This window comes from Ferrovibrio sp. (genome assembly GCF_002796975.1).
Classification (GTDB): domain Bacteria; phylum Pseudomonadota; class Alphaproteobacteria; order Ferrovibrionales; family Ferrovibrionaceae; genus Ferrovibrio.
The window spans coordinates 72,075-97,818 of the sequence record NZ_PEKV01000015.1; the positions used below are offsets into that span (position 1 = coordinate 72,075).

Consider the following 25,744-nt stretch of genomic DNA (forward strand, 5'->3'; position numbering starts at 1 on the left):
GGGGTTGGAGCCCCGGCCTTTCGTATCCGCCGCGCGAGGCAGTGGAGATTTTCGCTTAGCGCTTCGAGAACTGGAAGCTGCGGCGGGCCTTCGGCTTACCGTACTTCTTACGCTCGACCACGCGGCTGTCGCGGGTCAGGAAGCCCTGCGCCTTCAACGCCGGACGCAGCGTCGGCTCAAAATAGGTCAGCGCCTTCGAGATGCCATGACGCAGTGCGCCGGCCTGGCCCGAAAGACCGCCGCCGACGACGGTGGCGTAGATATCGAACTGGCTGGTGCGGTTGGTCACGACCAGCGGGCTGGCCAGCATCATGCGCAGCACGGGGCGAGCGAAGTAATCGTTGCTCTCCTTGCCGTTCACGATGAACTTGCCGGTGCCCGGCTTGATCCAGACGCGCGCGATGGCGTTCTTGCGCTTGCCGGTGGCGTAGGCGCGGCCGAACTTGTCGAGCTTGCGCTCACCCTCGACGGCAGTGGTGGCGACAGCGGCCTTGGCGTTGCCCAGGCTCAGATCGGCGAGTGTACGGGACTCAGCCATTAGTCGTTCCTCTTGTTCTTCGGATTGAGCGCGGCGACATCCAGCTTCACCGGCTGCTGCGCTTCATGCGGATGCTCGGCACCCTTGTAGACCTTGAGCTTGCCAAGCTGACGGCGAGCCAGCGGGCTCTCCTTCGGCAGCATGCGCTCGACGGCCTTCAGGATCACGCGCTCGGGAAAGCGACCGGTAAGGCCCTCACCGATGGTGCGGCCCTTGATGCCGCCCGGATGACCGGTATGCCAGTAGAAGGTTTCCTGCGCGGCCTTGCGGCCGGTGACGCGCACCTTCTCGGCGTTGATGACAACAACATGGTCGCCGGTGTCGCAGTTCGGCGTGAAAATGGCTTTGTGCTTGCCGCGCAGGCGCATGGCGATCAGGGAGGCGAGCCGCCCGAGCACCAGGCCATCGGCGTCGATCAGCACCCACTTCTTGTCCACTTGGGACTCTTTGGCGGTGAAGGTCTTCATCGGACGTCCTGACAGAGGTAGTAAAAATCCCGCCGGACAGCCGGCGGGCGGATCGGGGCGCACTATGAGGATTTTCAGCGCGCTGTCAAACGGGTTCTACCCTGTCTTTTCAATATGTTAGTGAGCGGTATTATTTTACCTACGCACCGCTTCATATAAATCAAAGACTTAAGCACTTCATTGTCATTCCTGCGAAAGCGGAAATCCATCTTTTTATGACGACCGGGCTTCTGCCTCCGCGGCAGCGACAGGATTGCCCCTGCCAATCGCTCAGAAATGCTCGTTCCGCTTCGTTTGTGTTCGTTTCAGTTCGTTTGGTGCTCGTTGGCGTTCGTTTGGCTTCGTTTGTGTTCGCTGGTGTTCGTTTCGACTCCTGCGGGTCCAGCTATGGAGGTATTACCCGCACAAAGAACAATATAGGAACATAATCTCTCGGTCAAGCCCTCCTACATCGTCGGCTTGCGCAGCGCCGCAAACAGCCGGGGCGTGGAGCGGATCGCATGCTCGATCCGAGCCTTCAAATCTTTGGTCGTCGTCGGCTTGATCAGGTAGCCCGACACCTTCAGCTGCTGGGCCTCTTTCACGGTATCCGCGTTGCTATCGCCGGTGATCATGATGACCGGCGTATCCTCGATGCCCTTCACGTTGAGCTTCCGCAGGCCTTCGAGGAATTGCAGTCCGCCCAGCGGCTTCATATGCACGTCGCAGAGGATCAGGTTTGGCTTGAACTTCGCCACCTCCATCAGCGCTTTCATGCCGTCGGTCGCTTCCGCCGTGGTGACGGCGCCGAACTGGCCGAGCATCTTCTTGAGGGTTTGCCGGACAATCTCCTCATCATCGACGATCAGCACACGCATCTTGCCGTAATCGACCGGCAGGCCGTGATGCACGCGCGCCGCCAGTTCGGCATCGTTGGCGATGATGGCATCGATCTGCTCGCGGATCTGGTTCAGGCTGACCGGCTTCACCAGATAGCCGGCAACCGAATGCTCCTGCGCCTTCAGCCGGTTCTCATAGCCGCCATCGGCCGTCAGCATCACCGCCCAGGTGCGGTCGAGGTCGGCGCTGGTGACGGTGCGGAACTGTTCCAGAAACTGGAAGCCGTCCATGAAGGCCATGTTCACGTCGCAGAAAATGATATCGGGCCGCGCCCGCATGATCTCGCCCAGGCCTTCGACGCCGTCCCTGGCTTCGGCCACCTCGCGCACGCCGATCTGGTTCAGGATGCGGCGGGTGATAACGCGGGTGTACGACTCATCCTCGATCAGCAGGATGTTGAGCCGCGAGTAATCGATATTGGATGCCATGATGTCTCCGGACAGGTCTATGCCGCAGGCGTAAGCCCCGCGATGGTCATGACGAATGCAGTGGACTGCCGCTCGAGATCAGGCAGGCGGCCGATTGCGGCTTCGAGATTCTTTTCATCCAGATCGGCCTGCAGTGCGGCGGCGCTGTCGCCCAGCAGCACAGCGCCAATGCTGCGCGATGCGCCTTTCAGGGCATGAGCCAGGTCGCGCGCCTCGGCATGATCCGATCCGCGAAGCGCCGCTTCGATGGCGCGCAGGCGATCGGGCAGGTCCGAGGCAAAACCCTGCACCAGTTCCGCGGCATCGGCGGTATAGCCGCCGAAAATATCGCTGATGCGGTCGAGATCGAAAACCGGCACGCCGTTCTGCGCCGGACTAGCAGCAGTCGGAATAACCGTTGGCGCGGCCGGCTTGTCGCCGTCGCCTTCCTGCCTGCGGCGCAACGCCATACCCTGCGGCATCCATTTCTCGATGGAGGACTGCAGTTGCGCGGTATTGATCGGCTTGGTCAGGAAACCATCCATGCCGGCGGCGATGCAATGCTGCTCGGTGGCGGCCATTGCATCGGCCGTCAATGCAATGATCGGAATACGCCGACCACTGCCATCTTCGCGCTCACGGATCGCCGTGGTCATGGCAAATCCGTCCATCACCGGCATGTGGTAATCGGACAGGATCATGCCGTAGCCACCCTGCTCGTACATCGCGATGGCTTCCTCGCCATTAGAGGCGACATCATGGGCGTAGCCCATGCGTGTGAGAATGCGTCGGATGATATGCTGGTTGGTGCGGTTGTCCTCTGCCACCAGGATCATGGCCTGCGCCGCCCGCGCCATCTCGGCTTGCGGCGGTTGCCACGCGGCCTCGACCGAGGAACGCATTTCATGTTCACCCATATCCAGCACCCGGCCCGCCGCATAGGCCAGGGCGCGCCAGAACATCCGGCGCGGCAACGGCAGCGGCAGCACGGCTTTTGCGCCTTCGTCCCTGACACGGCCCATGGTGGACAGCATGACACGCGGAGTCGCGACCAGAACCCGCAGGTTTGGCAGGTTGAGTTTGCGCAGCCGCTCCATGGCCTCAACCGCCAGGAAAGAATCGCGCAGCAGCAGGAAGGCGATCACCGTCGGCGTCTGGCGTGCCATGGCAACGATAGCCTCTTCGAAATCGTGATGCCCCGTCGCCTCGACCTGCGTGATCCCGGCCGCCGACAGGTAACGGCCGACGATGGCACCGCCGGTATCGTCGAAGCCGATGGTGACCACGCCCAGATCGGACAGATCGGCCAGCGGCGCCTCCAGCGCGGAATCGACCACAGGGAACGGCACCTCGAACCAGAAGGTGGAGCCTTCGCCGAGAATGGAGTTCACGCCGATCTCGCCGCCCATCAACTCGACGATGCGTTTGGAGATGGTCAGCCCCAGGCCAGTGCCGCCGAATTTGCGCGAGGTGGATGCATCGGCCTGCTGGAAAGCCTGGAACAGCCGACTCATCTGGTCGTCGGAAAGGCCAATACCAGTGTCGCTGACCTCGAAGCGTACTTTCTCGATGCCGCCGTGTGCACGACCAGCCAGCCGCCGCGCCCGGAGCACGACGTGACCTCGTTCCGTGAACTTGATGGCGTTACCCAGCAGATTGATCAGCACCTGGCGCAGGCGGTTCGGATCGCCCAGCAGTTTAAGCGGGATGGTCGGATCGACTTCGACCAGCAGCCGGAAACCCTTGTCATGGGCATTCAGCGCCATCATCTCGGCGGCATTCTCGGACACTGACATCAGGTCGAAGGGAACGGCTTCAAGATCGAACTTGCCAGCCTCGATCTTCGAGAAATCGAGAATGTCGTTGATGATGGTCAGCAGCGCTTCGGCCGACGAACGGATCACGCGCGAAATATCGCGCTGGTCGGTATCGAGGTCGGTGCCATCGAGCATTTCCACCATGCTCATCACACCGTTCATTGGCGTGCGGATTTCGTGGCTCATCATGGCAAGGAAGGAGGATTTCGCCCGGGTCGCTTCCTCCGCCGTTTCCTTCGCCTTCAGCAGCGTCCGTTCGGCCTCTTTGCGCTGCGTCACATCGCGCACCGCCGCCGATACCAGTTTTTCGCCGGCAATCGGACTGAGGCTGACATCGATGGGGAATTCCGTGCCGTCGTTACGCCTGGCACTCAGTTGCCTGCCAGTGCCCATTGCCCGTGCCGAGGCATGACCGAGGAATCCGTTGCGAATGCCGACATGGCCGGCGCGATATCGCTCCGGCATCAGCATCTCGATCGGCTGGCCGACCACATCGGCACGCGGGTAGCCGAACAGGGTTTCCGCCATGTGATTGAAGTGCACGATGTTGCCCTCGCCATCGACAATGACGGTCGCATCCGGCGCCCCCTCAAACAACGCCGCCGAGAGATTGCGCTCTTTTTCAACCGTTCGCACCAGATTGTCATTGCGCTCATAGGCCGCCTTGAACGTGCGTACCGATTGCGCCATAGCACCGATCTCGTCAGTGCGCTCGACATAAGGAATGCCGATGGTCAGATCGCCCGAGGACAATCCGGTCATCACGTCCGACAACTTGCGGATCGGCCGCGTCAGCGTGCGAGCAAAGTAAAAACCGATCAGGCTGACGATCGCGATGACGGCAAATGCACTCAGGATCGCCGTGCGCTGCCCCTCATCCAGTGCGGCGAACAGCTCGCGCGTACCGGCCTGAGTGACGAGACCCCAGGTGACTCCATTGAGATCGACCGGCTTGTAGAGCGCGAGGACCGGCTGACCCTTGCGGTCGGTTGTCAGCTGCTGTGCCTCTTTACCGCCCAGCGCAGTGCGAACCAGATCGCTGTCGATCCGCGTCATCAGGAATCCGCTCGAATGGAAACGCGCATCCGAGCGCATCAGCCCATCGGGACCGACAAGGAACACCTCACCGGTTTCACCAAGGCCTGCAGGATCGAGGACTATCTGGTTGATGCGGTCATTGGAGAACGACAGAATCAGCGCGCCGATGGCGTGCTGCAGGTCGGTATTCAACTTGGAAGCAACGAAAGCCACGCCTGCATCGCCAGCGGGGCCATAGCGTGAGAAATCGGCGAAGGTGGTTTCTCCCAGCGGCACATTGGCCAGCGCATGGGTATAGAGACGCGCCAGTTCGGTTTTCGCATAGGGCCCGGTCAGCAGGTTGGTGCCGAAATCGTCGTCCTTGCGCACGGTGTAGATGATGTCGCCGGCATCGTTCACCAGCATCACGTCGCGAATGCCCTTGATCTGCGCCAGACGCCGGATGTTGTTGTGAACTTCGCGATGGATGGTCGAGTAGAGCGAGCCGTCTTCGGCATCGTCCACCGCCTGCCGCGCGCCGGGCGGGAAACGCGATTCACTGCCGTAGTCACGGCGCAGCTTGTCGATCTGTTCCGGCGTCATGCGCCGGAAGGCATTCGACAGCCGGCGTGTGGCATCCTGGATATCCTGGCGACGCGCCGAGACCGCCACTTCCTGGCGGATTTCTGTAATCTCGCGCACGACGGCTGCGCGACGCCCCTCGGCTGCAGAATTCAGCTTGTCGATGGCGGCATTCCGAAGACCACGCTCGGCAGTCGGCCAGATCGAGCCGACCACGGCCACACCGACCAACAGCGAGATCGCGCCAATCAGGGCCGGCAGCTTATACTCGTAGCGCATCCCACCCTCGCCCCGGTTCCACTTGGGCCAGAACATAGCAGGAAGCTGCGAGCTATACTTGCAGATTCAGGGGGTTAGGGAATTCAAACCGCCATTATCAGGGAAAACCGTTCCGGCCGACCTTTTTTGGCTGAATTCCGGTCCGTTATCACCGTGCCGGGGGAATGGCGTAGGTCATCACCGAATGCGCCACCGGATCGCCCACACCGGCCGAATAAAGGCTGAGTTCGATGATGGCGAGCGTCTTACCCAGTTTCAGCATCGTCACCTCGGCGGCCAGATCGCCCAGGCCGGGCTTGCGCAGGAAGTTGATGTTGAGATTGGTGGTGACCGCCAGCGCCACCGGACCGATCAGGCCGAGCAGCAGCATATAGGCGGCGCAATCAGCCAGCGTCATCATCGCGGGGCCCGACACCGTGCCGCCGGGGCGCAGGTTCTGCTCAGCAATCGGCATGGCGAGCCGCAGCATCGTGCCGTCCCAGTGTTCGATTCGGAATTTGAGCGGCCGCATCTGCGGGAATTCGCTGTCGAGAAAGGCCGTGAGTTCGGCCTGGGTCATTTTCATCGTTCCGGTTCCCCTTACCCTCCCGCTTAGCATTTGGCGCGCAAAGGGAAAAGCCGGTTTTGGATAGCCCGGACGCGGCTGCGAAATTTTCGTATACAGGGCTTGCAGAGCCGAGCCTAGGTGGCTAGGTTCCGCCCCGCACTGATCCCAGGTAGCTCAGTGGTAGAGCAGGCGGCTGTTAACCGCCCGGTCGGGGGTTCGAATCCCTCCCTGGGAGCCATTTCTCCTTACATCAATGATTCATATTGCGCGATGGCGAGCAGTCACCGGGTGCCCGCTGTCGTGTGTTGCCGGTCCGCAACAGCGACGGCCTTCTTTGTGCTCGCTACCGCAGCGCCGGAATTTATTGCTCCGCTTGTCGTTCTCCAGCCAGTCCAATGCTGGAGAAGCCAGTGCCCTGCCGCAGCCCCTTCATCCTGATCACTCTCCTCTCCCTCTTCGCTACCGCCGCCTTGGCGCAGGACGGCATCGCGGCCAACCGCAACACCGGCTGGTACGGCACGCTGTCAGGCAACTGGCTGGTGCCGCGCGACTACGACGGCGACGGGCAGGAATGGAAAACCTACAATGGCTATGGCTTCTACGGCGCGCTCGGCCATCGCCTCAGTGACAACTGGCGCGCCGAAGCCGAGATCGGCTACGGCACAGTGGAAAATGATCGTATCTCGGTCGGCAATTCCAGTTCCAAGATCGATGGCGACGTCGATTACTACTCGGCCACTGGCGCGCTGTATTACGACACGCGCCCGCTCTTCTCGCTGCGGCCGTATGTCGGTGGCGGTGCAGGCATGATGCATCAGCGCAACGAACGCAATGTGGTCACGGTCGGTGGCCGCAACTTTCCGGCCGGCAGTCGCTCCACCGACCTGACGGCTTTCGGCGAGGCCGGCCTGAATATCGATCTGGGCAATGCGCTGGAGCTGGTGCCGTCCTATCGCTACCAGTGGATCGACGACAGGAAGGATGGCTTCGACGACAGCGGGATTCACATCGCCCGCATCGGCCTGCGCTACTGGTTCAACTGAGCGCGCTTTAGTTCACGCCGCGACCTTCTGCACATCGCGCACCAGCCGCAGCAGCTCTTCCGGCTGGAATGGCTTCTGCAGTGTCGAGACAGCGCCAAAGGCCTCAGCGATACGCAGGTAGTCCATGCCGCCGTCGCGACCGCTGCCGGATACCGCGATGATCTTCACCTTCGGATTGAGCGCGACGAGTTCGCGGATCGTCTCCAGCCCTTCCTGGTTGGGCATCAGGATGTCGGTGATGATCAGATCGCACGGCTTGGCTGCATACATTGCCATGCCGGCGCGGCCGTCGACGGCCCGCACCACGGTGTGATTATCGGCAACGAGGATCGTCTCGATAATCTTGGCCATGGGATCGTGGTCTTCGATTACCAAGATATGCATCGTCACCTCCGGAAACAGGATGTGCGGCACCGCTGGTCAGCGAAACCAAGCCCTGATTGTTTCGCTTTATACGGATGAGTCAACCTTAAATCTGCATAGCACGGCGCTGCAGCACGGAATGCTGCAGCGCTTCGCTGACAATTATACTCTGACGAGGCTGGAAACGGCGCGCTGGGCCAGCGGCGCCACCACCAGCACAACCGGAAATGCCACCAGCCATGATGGCAGCCATGCGCCGAGCCACAGGCTGACGAAAGCATCCGTCAGGCCGACGGTGCGGAAAGTGGCGATGCCCGACACGATGAAGGACATCATGGCCGAGAGGACGAAACCGAAAACGACGGGAGCGAAACGCGGGGAGATCATTGGGTTTCCTTTTCTTTTTCCAATACTGGTGAAGTGAGGGCTATATCGCCGCGACCAGCCGCGCGGCGATATAGAGTCCGGTGCCGAAGACCAGGTGGGTGATCAGGCTGCGCAGGCGCGCCGCCGTCGGGTCCGGCGTGCGGGCGCCGGCAATGCCGAGGCCGAAGGCCGGCTGCATCACGAAATACGGCAGGGTGACGGTGGCCAGGCCGGCGAAGACCGCCGGAACAGGTGTCGGCTGCTGCAGCCAGCCGGTCCCGACCGCCGTCACAAGACCGAGAGCAAAGGCGATGCCGATGCCGTAATGCGCCGCCCAGCCGATCAGGGCTTCAGCCGGCACTGCCGGCGCACGGCCGATGCCGTCATGGCGGAACTGGCCACGCGGCATATGACCGATCCAGCGTCCGACCAGGCGGTAGTCCGGCGCGCTGACGCCGTAGACGCGCCGCAGCAGCCAGCCCCAGAAATCCATCACCAGCGTCGCGCCGACGCCAACCAGAAGAATGCGAAATGCCGTTTCGGCCATGGCGAAAACCTTTCTTGCCAGACGGGAGAATGGCGCTACCCTACAAATTCAAGTTCACTTGAGGTCAAGCATGAAATTTCTCGATATCGCCGAAGTCTCTGCCCGGGCCGGGGTGCCGGCCTCCGCCCTGCGCTTCTATGAGGAAAAGGGCCTGATCGCCTCGGTGGGGCGGCGGGGCCTGCGCCGGCTGTTCACCGCCGATGTGCTGGGACGGCTGTCACTGATCGCGCTCGGCCGGCTGGCGGGCTTCAGCCTGGAGGAAATCGCCGCGATGTTCTCGCCCGACGGCCGCCTACGCCTCAAACGCGAGAAACTGGCCGGCAAGGCCGACGATCTGGATCGCACCATCCGCCGGCTGACCGCGATGCGCGACGGCCTGCGCCACGCCGCCGTCTGCAAGGCGCCAAGCCATCTGGAGTGCCCCACCTTCCGCCGGCTGGTGCGTGCGGCGGGACGACGCGGGCGAAGTCAGAGTGGCCGCACAATTGCCGGCGAAAAAACCGCCAGGCCGCGTCAGCGCGGATGAATTGCACCGGTACATCTCTGCGCTTGCCTTCGTGTCATCGCGCGCCGATCCTGCCGCCATGCTCGATGACATCAACCTGCCCCTGATCCTGCTCGCCGCCCTGCTCGCCACCGGCAGCCCCGGTCCCGCCACGCTCAACATCGCCGGCACGGCCATGACCTCGGGCCGGCGCCATGCACTGGCGATGGCATCGGGCGTCAGCACCGGATCGCTGATGTGGTCGACAGCGGCGGCCTTCGGTCTCGGCGCAGTGATGCTGGCCAATGCCTGGGTTTTCGAGGCGATGCGCTATTTCGGCGCCGGCTATCTGATCTTTCTGGCGGTGAAGTCGGCGAAGTCGGCGCTGACGCCGGGCGACCTCGCGACCCGCGGCGGCGCATACAGTTCAGTAAAGCACGCCTATGCCAGCGGCCTGGCGCTGCATCTGACCAATCCGAAGGCGATCCTGTTCTTCGGCTCGCTCTATGCCGTCGGCGTGCCGGCGCAGGCCTCGCCGCTCACGCTGCTCACCATCATCGGCGCTGTGGCCGTGCAGAGTACGCTGGTCTTCCACGGCTATGCGCTGCTGTTTTCCAGCGCGCCGGCGGTGCGGGTTTATCTGCGGCTGCGGCGCTGGTTCGAAGGTGCGTTCGCACTGGCCTTCGGCTATGCCGGCTTCAGGATCCTGACGGCGCGACTGGGCTGACGCTCAGTGATTGGTGTTTTCGAGCGAGTCCGCCTGCATCGCCATCAGGCGGAGTGCGGCGTCGATCACCTTGTCAAACGAAGGCTGCGCGGCGCCGAGCAGGCGACGGCAGATTTCTTCCTCGCTGAGGCCGGTGCGTTTCGCCAGTTCGGCGATCTTGCCATGCTGCTCCAGCGTGAGCAGCGGCGTGGTCGAGCCGGGATACTCGGCCCGGACCTCCCCCATCGCCACCACACGCGGCTTTTTTGGCATCAGCATGGAACCGATACGGCTGGCCGGGCCGAAAGTTCCCACCGAGCTGCGATTGTCCTGGTTACCGACGAGAGACTGCGCAATGGGGAGGTTTCAACCGCTCCCTGTATCGACCGCTTCTGCGTTCCCTGAAAATCCGGCAAAAACCGATACCGGGACTCGTCTCACGATGTGGCTTTTGCGCGCCAATCGGCTAGACTGATCGCCAACGGGAGACACAAGTTTTGGCAGAATCCTCGATCAGCTTTCTGGACGATACGCGCCCACCCGGCCCACCCGGTGGCGGCGGCACCAGCGACAAGCGCAACTGGAAGGTGCTGATCGTCGACGATGAGCCCGACGTTCATTCGCTAACCAAGCTGCTGCTGCGCAATTTCAACTACCGCAAGCGCGGCCTGAATTTCCTCAGCGCCTATTCCGCCACCGAAGCGCGCGATGTGATGCGCGACAATCCCGATATCGCGCTGGTGCTGCTGGACGTGGTGATGGAGACCGAGCATGCCGGCCTGGCGCTGGTCGATTTCATCCGCACTGACCTGAACAACAAGTCGACGCAGATCGTGATCCGCACCGGCCAGCCAGGCCAGGCGCCGCCGCTGACCGTGGTGTCGAACCACGGCATCAACGACTACAAGGAAAAGACCGAGCTGACGCAGCAGACCACGATCCTCACCGTTGTGAAGGCGCTGCGGCTGTATGAGGAATTTCTGCCGAGTTATATCGCCGCCGCGAAATTCGCCAACCTGGCCGAACGCGCCAGGGCCGGCGCCGACGACCGCGAGCTGCTGCGCAGCCTGCGCCAGGAACTGGACGCCGGCGGTGACGAGAGCGCGGCAAAACCTGCGGCTGCCGAGCCTGCAGATCCGCGTCTCGCCGCACTGACCGAGCGCGAACGCGAAGTGCTGAAATGGGTCAGCCAGGGCGATTCCAACAAGGCCATNNAAGATGCAGGTGTTCAACCGCACGCAGGCCGCGTCGCTGGCGCTGCGCCTGCTGGAACGCGACAACGAGCCGCCCATCCGCTGACCTTTCAGGGTGATCCACCCCCCCTCGCGCTGCGTATCAAGGTGAAAGCCGCCGGTTCGGTGCGGCAGCATCGCGATACGGTTCGGCATGGCGTTTCCGGTTTCCGCTTCCTCCTCTGCTCCCGTCGTTGTCTGGTTCCGCCAGGATCTGCGGCTGAATGACAATCCCGCGCTGGTGGCGGCAGCCGCTTCCGGCCGACCGGTGATTGCGCTTTATATCCTCGACACCGCCGACAATGACTGGTCGCTGGGCGGCGCCTCGCGCTGGTGGCTGCATCACAGCCTGACCAAACTCGCCGCGGCGCTGCACAAGCAATACGACCTGCCGCTGGTCCTGCGGCGCGGCCAGCCGGCACAGATATTGCCCGCCCTGCTCCGCGAGAGCGGCGCAGATACCGTCTACTGGAATCGCATCTACGAACCGGCCGGGATCGCGCGCGACACAGCGATTAGGGCCGCACTGAAGCAGGACGGTGTCGCTGTCGAGACGCACAACGCCGCGCTGCTGTTCGAGCCATGGACGGTGAAGACCAAGGCCGGCGGCTGGTTCAAGGTGTTTTCGCCGTTCTGGCGTGCCTGTCTGGCGCTGCCCTCGCCTACGCCGCAGCGCGCGCCGAAAAGTCTGATGCCGTTCGGCCAGCCGATCAAAAGCGATATGCTTGCGGACTGGGGCCTGCTGCCAAGCAAACCCGACTGGGCCGGCGGCCTGCGCGAGACCTGGACGCCCGGTGAAGCCGGTGCCGCCGAACGGCTACAGACTTTCATCGACAAGAATCTGTATCGCTATGCCGATAGCCGCGACCGGCCCGATCTCGACTGCACCTCGCGGCTGTCACCTCATCTGCGTTTCGGCGAGATCGGCCCGCGCCAGGTCTGGCAGGCGGTGCAGATGGCGGTCGATCGCGGTGGGACCGGCATCGCGCAGAATGCAGCGAAGTTTCTCGCTGAACTTGGCTGGCGCGAATTCTGCCATCATTTGCTGTTCCATTTCCCGACCCTGCCGCAGCAGAATTTTCGCGAGGACTTCGACGCCTTCCCGTGGAATCCCAATTCAGCGCATGTGAAAGCATGGCAGGCCGGCCGCACCGGCTATCCCATCGTCGATGCCGGCATGCGCCAGCTCTGGCAAACCGGCTGGATGCACAATCGCATGCGCATGATCGCCGCCTCCTTCCTGATCAAGCACCTGCTGCAGGACTGGCGCCTGGGCGAAGCCTGGTTCTGGGACACGCTGGTGGATGCCGACCTCGCCAACAATGCCGGCGGCTGGCAGTGGGTGGCCGGCTCTGGCGCCGATGCCGCACCCTATTTCCGCATCTTCAACCCCATCATGCAGGGCGAGAAATTCGACCCCAAGGGTGAGTATGTGCGTCGCTGGGTGCCGGAATTGGCGAACCTGCCGAAGAAATACCTCCACAAGCCATGGACAGCCCCGGCCGCTGTGCTGGATCAGGCCGGGATTGTGCTCGGCCGCGACTATCCGTCACCGCTGGTGGACCATGACACAGCGCGCAAGGCAGCACTGGCAGCCTTCGCCGCTTTACGTAATGATACCGGCGAGGCAGTGGGGGAATAATGACGCAATTCGCGGGCGAACGGCGACAACGTATCGCCGTGGTCGGCGCCGGCATCAGCGGCCTGGGCGCCGCCTGGGCCTTGGCGCGGTACCACGATGTTACCGTCTTCGAGGCCAGTGCCAGGCCCGGCGGACACGCCAATACCGTCGATATCGATTACGACGGCGCGCCTATTGCCGTCGATACCGGCTTCATTGTCTTCAATGACTGGAACTATCCGAACCTGACCCGGCTCTTTACGCATTTGAATGTGTCCGCGATCAAGAGCGACATGTCTTTCGCGGTCTCCGTGGGACAAGGCAAACTGGAATGGAGCGGCAACAACCTCGCCACACTGTTCGCGCAGAAACGCAACCTTCTGCGTCCGAGTTTCCATCGCATGTGGCGCGACATCCTGCGCTTCAACAAAGGTGCCATCGCCGATTTGGCCGCCGGCCGCATGGCGGGGCTCAGTCTTGGCGACTATCTGGCGCGCGGCAGATACAGCTACAGTTTCATGCTGGACTATCTGCTGCCGATGGGCGCCGCGATCTGGTCGGCGCCGCTGGCCGAGATGATGTCGTTTCCGGCCGAGACCTTCGCGCGCTTTTTCAAGAACCATGGCCTGCTCAGCATTGACGACCGGCCGCAATGGTACACCGTGCAAGGTGGCAGCCGCGAATATGTGAAGCGCCTGCTGGCAGATAGTGATTTCGCCCTGCATCTGCACACGCCGGTGCATGCCGTGCAGCGAGAGGCAGACGGCGTAAACGTGATCACTGCGCGCGGCACCAGCCATTTCGACCAGGTGGTGCTGGCCTGCCATGCCGACCAGGCCTTGCGCCTGCTGGATGATCGGGCCAGCGCACAGGAACGCGGCCTGCTTGGCAATTTCCGCTTCCAGCCCAACCGTGCCGTGCTGCATCGCGATCCCTTGCTGATGCCACGGCGGCGCAATGTCTGGGCCAGCTGGAATTACCTGTCCGAACCGCGCCGCGACCTGCAGCGCCGCGTCGGCCTTACCTACTGGATGAACCTGTTGCAGAACATCGACAGCAGCCGTCCGCTGTTTGTCACCATGAACCCAGTGACCGAGCCGCGCGAAGACCTGGTCTTCGCCGAATTCACCTATGAGCACCCGCTGTTCGACCGCGCCGCCATCAATGCGCAGGATCGCCTCGGCCAGATTCAGGGCAAGGACCGGCTGTGGTTCTGCGGCGCCTGGTGCAAATACGGCTTCCATGAAGACGGCTTTACGGCGGGCCTGCGCGTGGCCGAGGCGCTGGGCGCCCCTGCCCTCGCTGCCGATGCAGCAACCGCGCAGCAGGAAGCTGCCGAATGATGCAGGACGCGGCAGCAAGCCTCTACTGGTGCCGCGTGGCGCATGAACGGCTGCTGCCCTTCCGGCATACATTCAATTACCGCGTCTTTTCCCTGCTGCTGGATATCGACCGGCTGCCGGAGATTGCTGCCAATTCGCGGCTGCTGCGCCACAACCGTTTCGGCATGGTCAGTTTCCATGATCGCGATCATGGCCCGCGCGATGGCACAGCCTTACGGCCATGGGTGGAGGCGGTACTGGCACGTGACGGCCTGCAGGAGGCCGGTGCGCGCATCCGCATCTTTTGTTTCCCGCGCCTGTTCGGCTACGTGTTCAACCCGCTGAGCGTCTTCTTCTGCTACGACGCGGAGGAACGACTGCGTGCTGTGCTGTACGAAGTGAAGAATACCTTCGGCGATCAGCATGGTTATCTGATCGAGGTACCGCTCCGGAACTCAGGTCCAACCATCGAGCAGAGCGCCGAGAAACGGTTCCACGTCTCACCCTTCCTGCCGCTGGCGGGCCAGTACCGTTTCCGTCTGCTGCCGCCGGGCGAGAAGATCGGCATCGGCATCACCCAGCTTTCATCCAGTGGTGCCGTGCAGCTGCTGGCGACGCAAACCGGGCGGCGCGAGGCGCTGACCGATCACAGTCTGTTGAAAGCCCTCATCCGTCATCCGCTGATGACCGTAAAAGTGATAGCCGGCATCCATTGGGAGGCGCTGCAGCTCTGGCGCAAGGGTGCAGCCTTCTTCCGCTGGACCGCGCCGCCGCGCGATGCGGTCTCGACCGGTAGGCCGGCGAAGACGACGGAGTGATGCATGAGTGACGGTTACCTGGAGCGCAAGTCGGCGCTTGATCGCGCCGCCGATCTCGCCATCGACGCTGCCGCAGGCGTGATCGGCCAGGCCAGCCATTCACCTCATGCTGCCGCCACGGCCGAACCGCTGCTGCTGAGAACCGCGCAGGACGCCCTGCGCCTGCGCAATGTGCCGCGCTGGACACAGCTGATGCTGGCGCTGGCGGCGCGGGTCACGCATGGCAGCCTGACCGTCACCCTGCCCGATGGCCGTGCCCTGCAGGCACGCGGCGCGCAGCCCGGCCCCGAGGCGCGGCTGGATATCAATCATCACCGGCTGGCCAGGAGGCTTTTGCTGGGCGGCAACCTTGCCGTGGGTGAGGCCTATCTCGATGGCGATTTCGACAGTCCGGACCTTGCGGTGCTGACCGAATGGGCCTGCCGCAATGGCGAACTGGACGACACGCTGATGGGCAAACCGTGGCTGCGGCTGCTGCGCCGCATCGGTTTCGCGCTGGCCGCCAACAACCGGCGCGGCAGCCGCCGCAACATCGCCTACCATTACGACCTCGGCAACGAGTTCTACGCCCGCTGGCTCGATCCGGGCATGACTTATTCCGCCGCGCTGTGGTGCACGCCAGATCAGACACTCGAACAGGCGCAGACCGAGAAATACCGGCGTCTTGCTGGTGAAGTACTCCAATTGAAGCTTGGACAGCGCCTGCTGGAAATCGGTTGCGGCTGGGGTGGCTTTGCCTGCCTGGCGGCGCGTGAATTCGGCGCCCAGGTCCATGCCGTGACAATCAGCCGCGAGCAGCATGACTATGCGCAGATGCGCGTTCAGCAGGAGGGTCTAAGCGAACGTGTGCAGATCGAACTGCGCGACTATCGTGACCTGACCGAGCGCTATGACGCCATCGCCTCCATCGAGATGATCGAGGCTGTGGGCGAGAAATACTGGCCGCGTTATTTCACCCAGCTGCGCGACCGCCTGGTGCCGCAGGGCCGCGCCGGCATCCAGGCTATCGTGATCGCCGATCGTTATTTCGAGGATTATCGTGGCACCATGGATTTCATCCAGGCACATGTCTTTCCCGGCGGTATGCTGCTGTCGCCTCGAACCGTGCAGCAGCAGGCAACGCAGGCCGGCCTCAAGGTCGAGGATGCTTTCAGTTTCGGCCGCGATTACGCCCGCACACTGAACCTGTGGCATCGAAGCTTCGATGCCGCATGGCCACAGATCCGCGCGCTGGATGCCCGCGGCAAGCTGGCCTTCGACGAACGCTTCCGTCGCATGTGGCGATACTATCTGGCGTATTGCGAGGGCGGCTTCAACGCGGGCACCATCGACGTGCTGCAATACGGCTTCACGCGCGGCTAGCCGAAGGCAGTCTTAGGCGGAAAGTCTGGCCCACTGGTTGAAGAACCAGCCGAGCGTGCCGCTGAAACGCAATGGCGCATCGGCGATCGCCAGACAGATGCAGGGCTGATCCAGCATGGCCAGCGGACGGTGTTCCACCGCGCCATCGGCGATCTCGACATCGCCACGGCGGAAAGCGGCGTCGCCGGCGGTATAGCCGCCGCTCAGCACCAGCGTGATCTCGTCGCCCTTATGCGTATGCAGTGGCAGGCCGGCACCCGGCGCCACTTTGAGCAGGCTGACCATGCCGCCGCGCTTTTTGCCGATGGACAGCGAAAAGGTTTCCAGCCCCATGCCGCTCCAGCGCCAGCGGATACCGGAGAGTCCATGACCGAGATACCGGTGCAGCGGCCGCGGCAGACCGTCCGAGGCGACGGCCGGAGCAGGCGACGGCGCAGGCTCCTGCGCGCCAAGCCGGTCGGCCACCGCCGCGAAACCTGTCGCGGCAGCCGACGGCGTCACTGCCTCGACCATCTGCCCGGCAGCGGCTTCGATGGTTTTCAGCTCGCGGCGGCAGTGCGGGCAGAGCGTCAGGTGGCAGGCCACCGCCAGCGACCAGGCCTCGTCCAGGGTGCCGGCGGCATAATCCACCAACAGCTCGGCCGGGATATGATGGGCCGGGCCTGGACTGGTCGAATCGATATGTGCGGCCAAATCGGTCACAGCCATGATCTTTGCGAAGTTTCGCTCGCTGTTCTACAGGGTATTGTACGCTGCGAAAGGTAAACTGGATCAATCCCCGGACCGGTCAAGATCGCCCCTCATGAGCTATTTCTTCTACGGCACGCTGTGCGACGCGGATGTGCAGCGGCTGATTCTCGGATATCGGCCAAGTCCCCGCCAACTCCGCCCCGCCTGCCTGCCCGGCTGGCGCCGCAAGCGCGCCCGCGGCCACAGCTATCCGGTGCTGCTGCGCGCTGCCGGCAGTCTGGTCACGGGACTGCTGTTTCGCCCTGCCCGTGCCAGCGATGTCTCGCGCCTGACCGCCTATGAGGGCCCGGAATACGTCACGCGCGCCCTTCCCGTCCGCTGTGGCACCGCCGGTGCAGCCGCCAGCCGTGTCCGCGTCTTCCTGCCGGCGGGCGCCGCGCTGCTGGCAAGTTTCGACGACTGGACCCTGCCGCGCTGGCAACGGCGTGACAAGGCCGTCTTCCTCCATTCCTTGCAAGACCAGGGTCCGATGCCATGCGCAAACCGGTAGATACGTCCAGGCAGCCCTATCCGATTGAGATCGTGAGTCACGAACGCGTCTACGACCGGCATCTGAAGGTGGATGAGTTGCATCTGCGTCACGGCCTGTTCCGTGGTGGCATGACGCCGCTGATCAGCCGCGAGGTGGTCGGGCGCGGCGATGCCGTCTGTGTGATGCCCTACGATCCGGTGCGCGACGAGGTCGTGCTGGCCGAGCAGTTCCGCACCTCAGCGTTGTTGAACGGCGACCGCGCCTGGATGACCGAGATCGTCGCCGGCCTGATCGAGGAGGGCGAAAGCCTGGAACAGGTTGCGCTGCGGGAGATGAAGGAGGAAAGCGGTCTCGAACCGGTCGGCCCGCTGATCTTCGTCAACACCGTCTATGCCACCCCGGGCTTCTGCAGCGAGCGCTATCACCTGTTCTGTGCCCCAGTCGATGCCGGCAAGGCCGGCGGCGTCCACGGTCTGGGCGAGGAAGCCGAGGATATTCGCGTTTTCGCCCTGCCCTTCGCCGACGCATTTGCACGGTGGGAAGCTGGGGAAATCCCCAACCCGCCCGCTACTTTCGCGCTGCTCTGGCTCGCGCTGCACCGCGACAAATTGCGCCGGAACTGGGCCGATCCGCGCGGGTTGCGACCCTAACCCCCCCTCGGTATAGGATGGAGGCATGGATTGCCCGGGAAAGCGCGCTATATGGCCGCGCTCCCCCTGATTTGAGAGTGCCTATGGATACCCGCAAAGACTTCATCGACAGCATCGGCCGCACCCCCCTGATCCGCCTGCGCCGCGCGTCCGAACTCACCGGCTGTAACATCTATGGCAAGGCCGAATTCATGAATCCCGGCGGCTCGGTGAAAGACCGCGCCGCGCTCTACATCGTGCAGGACGCGCTCAAGCGCGGCACGCTGCGCCCCGGCGGCACCATCGTCGAAGGTACCGCCGGCAATACCGGTATTGGTCTGGCGCTGGTCGGCAATGCGCTCGGCTTCAAGACCGTGATCGTGATGCCCGATACGCAGAGCCAGGAGAAGAAGGATTTCCTGCGCCTGTGCGGCGCCGATCTTCGGCTGGTACCGGCCGTGCCCTACAAGGATCCGAACAACTACGTGAAATATTCCGGCCGGCTGGCCGAAGAACTCGCCAAGACCGAGCCGAACGGGGCGATCTGGGCCAACCAGTTCGACAATGTCGCCAATCGCGAGGCGCATGCGCACACCACCGGGCCCGAAATCTGGGATCAGACCGGCGGCAAGGTGGATGGCTTCACCTGTGCAGTTGGTTCCGGCGGGACTTTCGCCGGTGTGCTGATGGCGCTGAAACAGCGCAATCCGAAGATCCAGGTCGCACTGGCCGACCCGATGGGCGCTGCGCTCTATCACTACTACAAGCATGGCGAACTGAAAGCCGAAGGCAGCTCGATCACCGAAGGTATCGGCCAGGGGCGCATCACCGCCAACCTGGAAGGCATCACGCCTGATGACGCTTTCCAGATCCCGGACGAAGAGGCTCTGCCGGTGGTGTTCGACCTGATCCAGCATGAAGGCCTTGTGCTCGGTGGTTCGTCCGGCATCAATATTGCCGCCGCCATTCGTCTCGCGAAAAAGATGGGCCCCGGACACACCATCGTGACCATCCTGGCCGACGGCGGTGCGCGCTATCAGAGCAAGATGTTCAATCCTGACTTCCTGCGTGAAAAGAACCTACCGGTTCCGGCCTGGATGAGCTAAAGCCCCATGACCAGCTTCCTGTTTCGCGACGACGCCTATCTGAAATCCTGCGACGCCGTCGTCACCGCCATCGACGAACGCGGCTTCCAGACCGATGTCACCGTCTTCTATCCCACCGGTGGCGGCCAGCCCGGCGATACCGGGCGCTTTGTGTTGGAAAGCGGCGAGACGGTGGCGATTTCCGACACGCGCAAGGGCGACGGCCCGGATGGCATCGTGCATGTGCCGGCCGCGGGCTCGGCCGCACTGAAGGTCGGCGCCAAGGGTAAACTGGAAATCGACTGGGAGCGCCGCCATCGCCTGATGCGCATGCATACCTGCCTGCATCTGCTCTCGGTCCTCGTCCCTTATCCGGTCACCGGCGGCCAGGTCAGCGATGGCAAAGGACGCCTCGATTTCGACATGGCCGACAGCATTCCCGACAAGGACACACTGACCGCGAAGCTGAACGAGCTGATCACCGGCGATCATGCCGTCACCGCACGCTGGATCACTGACGAGGAAATGCTGAACAGCCCCGAGCTGGTGAAGACCATGGCGGTGAAACCGCCGATGGGTCTGGGCAAGGTGCGCCTGATCGAGGTAGCCGGCATCGACAAGCCGCTCGATCTGCAGGCTTGCGGTGGCACGCATGTCGGCCGTACCGGCGAGATCGGTCCGGTCGCCGTCGTCAAGATCGAGAACAAGGGCAAGCAGAACCGCCGCGTGAATATCGCCTTCGCGGCCTGACAAGATTTGATTAGGGAGCAAACGATGTCGTCGTATGTCAATCCGGATGCGCTGGTTTCGACCGAATGGCTGGCCGATCACCTGAAGGCGCCGGATCTGCGTATCGTCGATGCCTCCTGGTATCTGCCGGCGATGAACCGCGACGGCAAGGCGGAATACAATGCCGCGCATATTCCCGGTGCGGTATTTTTCGACATCGACGAAATCGCGGACCTGGATGTGCCGCTGCCACATATGCTGCCCAGCCCGGAAAAGTTTGCCGCCCGCATGCGTCGGCTGGGCATCGGCGATGGCAATCGCATCGTGGTCTATGACGGCTCTGACGTGCATCTCTCCGCCCCACGCGCCTGGTGGATGTTCCGCGTCTTCGGCCACAATGATGTGGCTGTGCTGAACGGCGGTTTCAGGAAATGGAAAGCCGAAGGCCGGCCGATCGAAGACCTGCCGCCGCTGCCGCGTGAACGGCATTTCACCGCGCGTCGCAACGACCTGCTGGTGCGCGACGTCGATCAGGTGCGCACGAATATCGGAGCTAAGCGCGAACAGGTGGTGGATGCGCGCAGCAAGGGGCGGTTCGATGGCACTGAGCCCGAGCCGCGCGCCGGCCTGCGCGGCGGCCATATTCCCGGCTCGCTGAACGTACCCTCCTCCATGATGACTGATCCGAAAACCGGCCTGTTCCAATCGGCCGACGCGTTGAAAGACATCTTCAGCAAGGCCGGCGTCGATCTCAGCAGGCCGGTGGTGAACAGCTGCGGCTCGGGCGTTTCGGCCTGCATCCTGACGCTGGGCATGCATCTGCTCGGCCATCGCCAGGTCTCGGTCTATGACGGCTCGTGGACCGAATGGGGCGGTCGCACCGACCTGCCGGCGGAAGTCGCCTGAGAGGCTGACGCTTGGCCGAGGCGCGCGACATCCGCTCGTCTGAAACGGTTGCACCGGCGATCTTCCGCCTGCCGCCCGCCACGCTGCTGGATGACGGCCGCTATAACGTCACTGTCGTCTATCTGGAGATGACGAAGGCGCCGCCGGAAACGGCGAACCTGCCACCGCTGGTGCCCAAGCTGGCCCTGCTGAAACTCGACAAGCCGACCACTGGTTTTTATCGCTATCTCTACGATGTCGTCGGCCGGCCATGGCACTGGGTCGACCGCCATCGCATGACCGATCTCGCACTCGGCGGCATCATCACCGATCCGCTGGTGGAAATCTGGGTGCCCTATGTCGGCGGCGTGCCGGCCGGTTATATCGAACTCGACCGCCGTAACACCGATGCAGACGACCGCAGAACCGTCAACATCGCCTATTTCGGACTGACGCCTGAATTCTTCGGCCGCGGCATCGGGCCGTGGCTTCTGCGCGCCGGCATCCGGCAGGCCTGGTCCTCCGGCATCGACCGCCTGACGGTGAATACCTGTAATCTGGATCATCCGGCTGCGCTGCCGCTGTACCAGAAAAGCGGTTTCCGCCCCTATCAGATGCGTGACGCGCTGTTCGATCCGCGACGCTGAATCATGCCTTGTGTTTCTGGTAATGCCGGCGTGCCTTGGCGCGATTGCCGCAGCTCTCCATCGAACACCAGCGACGACGCTTGTTCGGGCTGGTGTCGTGGAACAGCCAGCCGCAGCCCGGCCCGGCGCAGCAGCGGATACTGGCTGGCTCCGCACTCACCAGCAGATCAGCGCCCAGCCGCGCCATCGCGCCGAGCGGCGAACCAAGTTGCAGCCCGTCGCCATGCGCTTTCCAGCCAAGCCGCGCGCCACCACTCACATTGGCGATCACCCGCGCTTCGGGATAGCGCAGCAGGCAGCGATTCAGTGCATCGAGATCCACCGGCCGCGCCTCTTTGCCCTGCCGTACCGCCTGCGCCATCCGGTGCAGCGCCTCACGCAGCTCCAGCGCCTCGCCCAACACAGTGACGGCTTGCGACGGATCGCGTCGGGCCTGACGCTTCAACTCGCCTTCGGTCGCCGTCCCGACAATGCCCAGCCGGCGCCAGCAGGCGAGCAGGGCATCGTAAGACACCAGCATGTCCTCGGGTCCGCCCTCAGCGGTGGAGCGGTCGCGCCAGTCCAGCGTATTGACGAAATCCAGCGCCGGATGACCGCCATGCAATCCGGTGGTCGTGATGCGAAGAGTCTCTCCCATATAACCACCATACCGGTTGACTGGGCTTGCGCCAATCCCTAGTTTCCGCCCCATGGAATCAGTCCCGAACCAAACTGAGCCGGCGACCTTTACCCGCGCCGGCGTTCTGCACGGCATGAAGCTGACGGCGCCTTACAGCGTCAGCGCCCTTCCCTTCGGCCTTGCTTTCGGTGCAGCTGCGCTTGGTGTCGGCATGACGCCGGGTGAAGCCATCCTGATGAGTGCCGCTGCCTTTGCCGGCAGCGCGCAGTTCGCCGTGCTGGCGCTGTGGACTGCCGTGCCGCTGCCGGTCGCGGCAATCATCCTGACCGCCTTCCTGGTCAACGCGCGCCATATCGTCATGGGCGCCGCGCTCTATCCCTATATCTCAAACCTGCCGCTACGCCAGGTGCTGCCGGTCTCGGCCGGGATGACCGATGCCGGCTGGGCCATCGCCCTGCAGGCCATGATGAATGGCCGGCGCGACCTCGGCATCCTGCTCGGTACCGTGATCATGCAATGGCCGGTCTGGGTCGGCGGCACTGCAGCCGGCGCACTGATCAGCAGCGGCGGCCTGGATATAAAACGCTGGGGCCTGGATGTGCTGATCGCCGGCGTCTTCGCCACGTCAGTCGTCGGGCTGTATCGCGGCAGGGATGACATCTGGCCCTGGATTGCTGCGGTGGCCGGCACGGCTGGCGCGCTGCTCTGGCTGCCGGGCAACTGGTACATCCTGATCGGCGGTGTCTGTGCTGGCCTCGCCGGGCTCATCACCAGCCGTGATGAGGAGAAAGCGGCATGATCGAAGGCCTGACCACGTTCGACACTGCCGCTGTCATTGCCATCCTCGGCATGGGCATTGTGACTTACGCGACCCGGGCCGGCGGCTTCTGGCTGATGGGCTATGTCACCCTGTCGCCGAAGTTGGAGCGCTTCCTGCGCCAGACCGCCGGCGGCGTGCTGGTCGCTATCGTGGTCGCTGCCGTGATGAAGGGCGACCCTGCCATGTGGGCCGGTCTCGCCGCTGCCGTCGCCTGCATGATCCTACTGCGCAAATCGATGACCGCCATTTTGATCGGCATGGCGCTGGCCATCGGCATCCGTTACTTCACCGGCGCCTGACGCCGGCGACTGTCAGTCAGGCGTTGTTAGCGCGTGGCCGGCTGCGGATGCTGTCCGGGCGGCGACTGCCAATCCACGACCTGCCAGCGGCCATCGACCTGGCGCAAGCGGTAACTGGTCGGCGGTGCCGGGGTGGTGAAGCAGTCCGGCTCGGCGCTCTGCAGGCCGCACATGCGGCCGGCCACGGCGATCACAGCCTCGCCGGCGTTGGACTGCTCGGCGGCAGCGATACGATAACTCCACCAGTAGCGTGAACTCTGCAGCTTTGCCAGGAAGCCCGAGACGCCCTCACCGCCGGACCAGACAGCATGGCACAGATCTGCATCGCGGCGCGCAAAGCAGGCCAGCAGGGTCTCGACGGCGCAAAGGGGCGTGGTGGCCTGACCGATACAACGACTGTCGCTTCGGTCGGCAGGACCAATCAGGCGATACTTGTTGACGGGGTCGACGGCGGGCAGTTGCGCCCAGGCAGAACTGAAGACTGCGAGACTCAGAAGAACGGCGGCTGCGATACGCATGACGCTCCTCCCATCTGTGATGGGAGGAGCGTAACACGGTTTCGGGATTTGATGGAGCCGCAAACAAAACCGTCATCCCCGCGAAAGCGGGGATCCAGTGGACAGAATGACTGGGTTCCCGCCTTCGCGGGAACGACGAAAACAAGCCTTAATGCAGAATCTGGCTCAGGAACAGCTTGGTGCGTTCGTTCTGCGGGTTCGAGAAGAACTCGTCCGGCGTGTTCTGCTCGATGATTTCGCCCCGATCCATGAAGATCACCCGGTCGGCGACCTTGCGGGCGAAACCCATTTCGTGGGTGACGCAAAGCATGGTCATGCCGCCTTCCTGGGCCAGGCCGATCATCACATCCAGCACTTCCTTGACCATTTCCGGATCGAGCGCCGAGGTCGGCTCATCGAACAGCATGATCTTTGGGTTCATGCAGAGCGAACGCGCAATGGCGACGCGCTGCTGCTGGCCACCGGAAAGCTGGCCGGGAAACTTGTTGGCCTGCTCCGGGATGCGTACGCGATTGAGGTATTTCATCGCGGTTTCTTCCGCCTCAGCCTTGGGCCTGCGCAGCACCCAGATCGGACCAAGCGTCAGGTTTTCCAGCACGGTCAGGTGCGGGAACAGGTTGAAGTGCTGGAACACCATGCCGACCTCGCGCCGGATGGCATCGATATTCCTCAGGTCATTCGTCAGTTCGGTGCCATCGACGACGATATGGCCCTTCTGGTGTTCTTCCAGTCGGTTGATGCAGCGGATCATCGTCGACTTGCCAGAGCCTGACGGCCCGCAGATGACGATGCGCTCACCCTTCCGGACGCTGAGATTGATGTTCCGCAACACGTGGAATTCGCCATACCACTTGTTGACACTCTGCAGTTCGATAACCGACTCAGCCATGATGATCTGGCCCCCTTAGTGCTTATGACCGGTTGCCAGACGCTTTTCGAGATTCTGGCTGTATTTTGACATGCCGAAGCAGAAGATAAAGTAGATCGCCGAGACGAAGACATAGGCTTCAATCGAAAAACCGCGCCAGGCGGCATCGGTAAGCGCCACCTTGGTCGACTGCATCAGATCGTAGATGCCGATGATCACGACCAGCGAGGTGTCCTTGAACACAGCGATGAACAGGCTAACCAGCGGCGGGATCACAATCTTGAGTGCCTGCGGCAGGATGACGAAACCCATCTTCTGCCCGTAGGACAGGCCGAGCGAGTCGGCACCTTCATACTGCCCTTTCGGGATCGCTTGCAGGCCGCCACGCACCACTTCCGCCAGATAAGCGGCGGCGAACAGGATGATGGCAATCTGGGCGCGCAGCAGCTTGTCGATGCTGAAACCTTCCGGCAGGAACAGCGGCAGCATCACCGACGACATGAACAGCATCGAGATCAGCGGCACACCACGGATCAGTTCGATGTAAAGCACGCAGAGCGTCTTGATCGCCGGCATGCGTGAACGCCGCCCCAGTGCCAGCAGCACGCCGAATGGGAAAGCGATCGCGATGCCGAAGGTGGACAGGATCAGTGTGAGCGGTAGCCCACCCCACTGGGTGTCCTCGACATAGCGCAGGCCGAAAACTCCACCCCACATCAGGACGGAGACAATCGCGAGGCCGCCGACCCAGATCACCAGCAGGCTGACGTTCCAGAAGCGCTGCATGCAGCTGGAGACGATCATTGCGATCAGGAGGATCGCCGCAATCAGCGGCCGCCACTGTTCGTCATACGGATACAGGCCAAACAGCATCAGGCGGTATTTCTGCCCGATGAAGGCCCAGCAGGCACCGCCACCGGCGCGGCAGGCCTGCGAGGTATCCGCCGTGAAATTCGCCTTGATCAGCGCCCATTCGATGAAGGGCGGCAGGCTCATCAGGACCAGCCAGACCGACAGAAGGGTCAG

Annotated in this window: 30 protein-coding genes and 1 tRNA gene; 17 read left to right on the forward strand and 14 right to left on the reverse strand. The window is 63.1% G+C overall.

Annotation, left to right across the window (positions count from 1 at the left end; translation table 11 throughout):
- Positions 1-55 precede the first annotated feature (55 nt).
- The 5 genes from rpsI to CTR53_RS17395 all read right to left on the reverse strand — a co-directional run bounded on the left by rpsI (position 56) and on the right by CTR53_RS17395 (position 6,551).
- The gene (rpsI, locus tag CTR53_RS17375) at positions 56-538 is read right to left on the reverse strand and encodes a 30S ribosomal protein S9 (RefSeq protein ID WP_290816365.1); all 483 of its coding nucleotides are present in this window, start codon (positions 536-538) and stop codon (positions 56-58) included.
- On the reverse strand, positions 538-1,005 hold the full coding sequence (gene rplM, locus CTR53_RS17380) for a 50S ribosomal protein L13 (protein WP_290816368.1): 468 nt from the start codon (positions 1,003-1,005) through the stop codon (positions 538-540). Before rplM ends, rpsI begins: the two co-directional genes overlap by 1 nt.
- 446 nt (positions 1,006-1,451) lie before the next feature.
- A complete protein-coding gene (locus tag CTR53_RS17385; RefSeq protein WP_290816372.1) occupies positions 1,452-2,312 on the reverse strand; it encodes a response regulator in 861 nt (286 codons plus the stop codon).
- A 17-nt stretch (positions 2,313-2,329) separates the two neighbouring features.
- The gene (locus CTR53_RS17390) at positions 2,330-5,986 is read right to left on the reverse strand and encodes an ATP-binding protein (protein ID WP_290816375.1); all 3,657 of its coding nucleotides are present in this window, start codon (positions 5,984-5,986) and stop codon (positions 2,330-2,332) included.
- A gap of 148 nt (positions 5,987-6,134) precedes the next feature.
- Positions 6,135-6,551 carry a PaaI family thioesterase gene (locus tag CTR53_RS17395; RefSeq protein WP_290816379.1) on the reverse strand — a complete coding sequence of 139 codons (417 nt, stop codon included), beginning with the start codon at positions 6,549-6,551 and terminating at the stop codon, positions 6,135-6,137.
- 145 nt (positions 6,552-6,696) lie between these two features.
- Here CTR53_RS17395 and CTR53_RS17400 point away from each other — a divergent pair.
- Positions 6,697-6,771: transfer RNA gene (locus CTR53_RS17400), tRNA-Asn, on the forward strand.
- Positions 6,772-6,943: 172 nt separating this feature from the next.
- Positions 6,944-7,576, forward strand: coding sequence for a porin family protein (locus CTR53_RS17405; RefSeq protein ID WP_290816382.1), 633 nt, complete (start codon positions 6,944-6,946; stop codon positions 7,574-7,576).
- Between the two features lie 12 nt (positions 7,577-7,588).
- On the opposite strand, the gene CTR53_RS17410 is transcribed toward CTR53_RS17405, so the two are convergent.
- From CTR53_RS17410 to CTR53_RS17420, 3 genes are all read right to left on the reverse strand, one after another.
- Positions 7,589-7,960 (reverse strand): response regulator, encoded by a 372-nt coding sequence (locus CTR53_RS17410; RefSeq protein ID WP_290816385.1) that lies wholly within the window; start codon positions 7,958-7,960, stop codon positions 7,589-7,591.
- 141 nt (positions 7,961-8,101) lie between these two features.
- Positions 8,102-8,326 (reverse strand): DUF2798 domain-containing protein, encoded by a 225-nt coding sequence (locus CTR53_RS17415; protein ID WP_290816389.1) that lies wholly within the window; start codon positions 8,324-8,326, stop codon positions 8,102-8,104.
- Positions 8,327-8,366: 40 nt separating this feature from the next.
- A complete protein-coding gene (locus CTR53_RS17420; RefSeq protein WP_290816391.1) occupies positions 8,367-8,852 on the reverse strand; it encodes a DUF2938 domain-containing protein in 486 nt (161 codons plus the stop codon).
- Positions 8,853-8,922: 70 nt separating this feature from the next.
- On the opposite strand from CTR53_RS17420, the gene CTR53_RS17425 reads away from it, so the two are divergent.
- Together CTR53_RS17425 and CTR53_RS17430 are read left to right on the forward strand one after the other, a co-directional pair.
- The gene (locus CTR53_RS17425; protein WP_290816394.1) at positions 8,923-9,378 is read left to right on the forward strand and encodes a helix-turn-helix domain-containing protein; all 456 of its coding nucleotides are present in this window, start codon (positions 8,923-8,925) and stop codon (positions 9,376-9,378) included.
- Between the two features lie 31 nt (positions 9,379-9,409).
- The gene (locus tag CTR53_RS17430) at positions 9,410-10,063 is read left to right on the forward strand and encodes a LysE family translocator (RefSeq protein ID WP_290816397.1); all 654 of its coding nucleotides are present in this window, start codon (positions 9,410-9,412) and stop codon (positions 10,061-10,063) included.
- A 3-nt stretch (positions 10,064-10,066) separates the two neighbouring features.
- Here the strand turns inward: CTR53_RS17430 and CTR53_RS17435 are convergent, their stop codons facing one another.
- A complete protein-coding gene (locus CTR53_RS17435; protein WP_290816400.1) occupies positions 10,067-10,321 on the reverse strand; it encodes a hypothetical protein in 255 nt (84 codons plus the stop codon).
- Between the two features lie 218 nt (positions 10,322-10,539).
- On the opposite strand from CTR53_RS17435, the gene CTR53_RS17440 reads away from it, so the two are divergent.
- The 5 genes from CTR53_RS17440 to CTR53_RS17460 are packed head-to-tail and all read left to right on the forward strand — an operon-like array spanning position 10,540 to position 16,397.
- The gene (locus tag CTR53_RS17440) at positions 10,540-11,502 is read left to right on the forward strand and encodes a response regulator (protein WP_290816403.1); all 963 of its coding nucleotides are present in this window, start codon (positions 10,540-10,542) and stop codon (positions 11,500-11,502) included.
- Complete coding sequence (locus CTR53_RS17445; protein ID WP_290816406.1) at positions 11,429-12,916, forward strand: deoxyribodipyrimidine photo-lyase; 1,488 nt, start codon at positions 11,429-11,431, stop codon at positions 12,914-12,916. Before CTR53_RS17440 ends, CTR53_RS17445 begins: the two co-directional genes overlap by 74 nt.
- The gene (locus tag CTR53_RS17450; protein ID WP_290816409.1) at positions 12,916-14,238 is read left to right on the forward strand and encodes an NAD(P)/FAD-dependent oxidoreductase; all 1,323 of its coding nucleotides are present in this window, start codon (positions 12,916-12,918) and stop codon (positions 14,236-14,238) included. The genes CTR53_RS17445 and CTR53_RS17450 overlap by 1 nt, the downstream gene beginning before the upstream one ends.
- A complete protein-coding gene (locus CTR53_RS17455) occupies positions 14,235-15,035 on the forward strand; it encodes a DUF1365 domain-containing protein (protein WP_290816412.1) in 801 nt (266 codons plus the stop codon). The genes CTR53_RS17450 and CTR53_RS17455 overlap by 4 nt, the downstream gene beginning before the upstream one ends.
- A gap of 3 nt (positions 15,036-15,038) precedes the next feature.
- On the forward strand, positions 15,039-16,397 hold the full coding sequence (locus CTR53_RS17460; protein WP_290816415.1) for a cyclopropane-fatty-acyl-phospholipid synthase family protein: 1,359 nt from the start codon (positions 15,039-15,041) through the stop codon (positions 16,395-16,397).
- Between the two features lie 12 nt (positions 16,398-16,409).
- Here the strand turns inward: CTR53_RS17460 and CTR53_RS17465 are convergent, their stop codons facing one another.
- Positions 16,410-17,105 (reverse strand): ChrR family anti-sigma-E factor, encoded by a 696-nt coding sequence (locus CTR53_RS17465; RefSeq protein ID WP_290816418.1) that lies wholly within the window; start codon positions 17,103-17,105, stop codon positions 16,410-16,412.
- Between CTR53_RS17465 and CTR53_RS17470 the strand changes: the two genes are divergently transcribed.
- The 6 genes from CTR53_RS17470 to CTR53_RS17495 all read left to right on the forward strand — a co-directional run bounded on the left by CTR53_RS17470 (position 17,104) and on the right by CTR53_RS17495 (position 21,594).
- Positions 17,104-17,637 carry a gamma-glutamylcyclotransferase family protein gene (locus CTR53_RS17470; RefSeq protein WP_290816421.1) on the forward strand — a complete coding sequence of 178 codons (534 nt, stop codon included), beginning with the start codon at positions 17,104-17,106 and terminating at the stop codon, positions 17,635-17,637. The genes CTR53_RS17465 and CTR53_RS17470 overlap by 2 nt on opposite strands.
- The gene (locus CTR53_RS17475) at positions 17,622-18,269 is read left to right on the forward strand and encodes an NUDIX domain-containing protein (protein WP_290816424.1); all 648 of its coding nucleotides are present in this window, start codon (positions 17,622-17,624) and stop codon (positions 18,267-18,269) included. The genes CTR53_RS17470 and CTR53_RS17475 overlap by 16 nt, the downstream gene beginning before the upstream one ends.
- Before the next feature lie 83 nt (positions 18,270-18,352).
- Positions 18,353-19,354: a cysteine synthase A gene (locus tag CTR53_RS17480; protein ID WP_290816428.1), complete on the forward strand. Its 1,002-nt coding sequence runs from the start codon at positions 18,353-18,355 to the stop codon at positions 19,352-19,354.
- Positions 19,355-19,360: 6 nt separating this feature from the next.
- On the forward strand, positions 19,361-20,083 hold the full coding sequence (locus CTR53_RS17485; RefSeq protein ID WP_290816431.1) for an alanyl-tRNA editing protein: 723 nt from the start codon (positions 19,361-19,363) through the stop codon (positions 20,081-20,083).
- 24 nt (positions 20,084-20,107) lie between these two features.
- Positions 20,108-20,968, forward strand: coding sequence for a 3-mercaptopyruvate sulfurtransferase (sseA, locus tag CTR53_RS17490; protein WP_290816434.1), 861 nt, complete (start codon positions 20,108-20,110; stop codon positions 20,966-20,968).
- A gap of 11 nt (positions 20,969-20,979) precedes the next feature.
- Positions 20,980-21,594, forward strand: coding sequence for a GNAT family N-acetyltransferase (locus CTR53_RS17495; RefSeq protein WP_290816437.1), 615 nt, complete (start codon positions 20,980-20,982; stop codon positions 21,592-21,594).
- A 1-nt stretch (position 21,595) separates the two neighbouring features.
- Here CTR53_RS17495 and CTR53_RS17500 read toward each other — a convergent pair whose 3' ends face one another.
- Positions 21,596-22,231, reverse strand: coding sequence for an ABATE domain-containing protein (locus CTR53_RS17500; protein WP_290816440.1), 636 nt, complete (start codon positions 22,229-22,231; stop codon positions 21,596-21,598).
- A 52-nt stretch (positions 22,232-22,283) separates the two neighbouring features.
- Between CTR53_RS17500 and CTR53_RS17505 the strand changes: the two genes are divergently transcribed.
- Both CTR53_RS17505 and CTR53_RS17510 read left to right on the forward strand, forming a co-directional pair.
- Positions 22,284-23,012, forward strand: a complete 729-nt coding sequence (locus CTR53_RS17505; RefSeq protein ID WP_290816443.1) for an AzlC family ABC transporter permease — start codon at positions 22,284-22,286, stop codon at positions 23,010-23,012.
- The gene (locus tag CTR53_RS17510) at positions 23,009-23,332 is read left to right on the forward strand and encodes an AzlD domain-containing protein (RefSeq protein WP_290816446.1); all 324 of its coding nucleotides are present in this window, start codon (positions 23,009-23,011) and stop codon (positions 23,330-23,332) included. The genes CTR53_RS17505 and CTR53_RS17510 overlap by 4 nt, the downstream gene beginning before the upstream one ends.
- 26 nt (positions 23,333-23,358) lie before the next feature.
- Here CTR53_RS17510 and CTR53_RS17515 read toward each other — a convergent pair whose 3' ends face one another.
- The 3 genes from CTR53_RS17515 to CTR53_RS17525 all read right to left on the reverse strand — a co-directional run.
- A complete protein-coding gene (locus CTR53_RS17515) occupies positions 23,359-23,850 on the reverse strand; it encodes a hypothetical protein (RefSeq protein ID WP_290816449.1) in 492 nt (163 codons plus the stop codon).
- A gap of 148 nt (positions 23,851-23,998) precedes the next feature.
- A complete protein-coding gene (locus tag CTR53_RS17520) occupies positions 23,999-24,739 on the reverse strand; it encodes an amino acid ABC transporter ATP-binding protein (RefSeq protein WP_290816452.1) in 741 nt (246 codons plus the stop codon).
- 15 nt (positions 24,740-24,754) lie between these two features.
- Positions 24,755-25,744: amino acid ABC transporter permease (locus CTR53_RS17525; RefSeq protein WP_290816455.1), on the reverse strand; the 990-nt coding region annotated here is incomplete at its 5' end.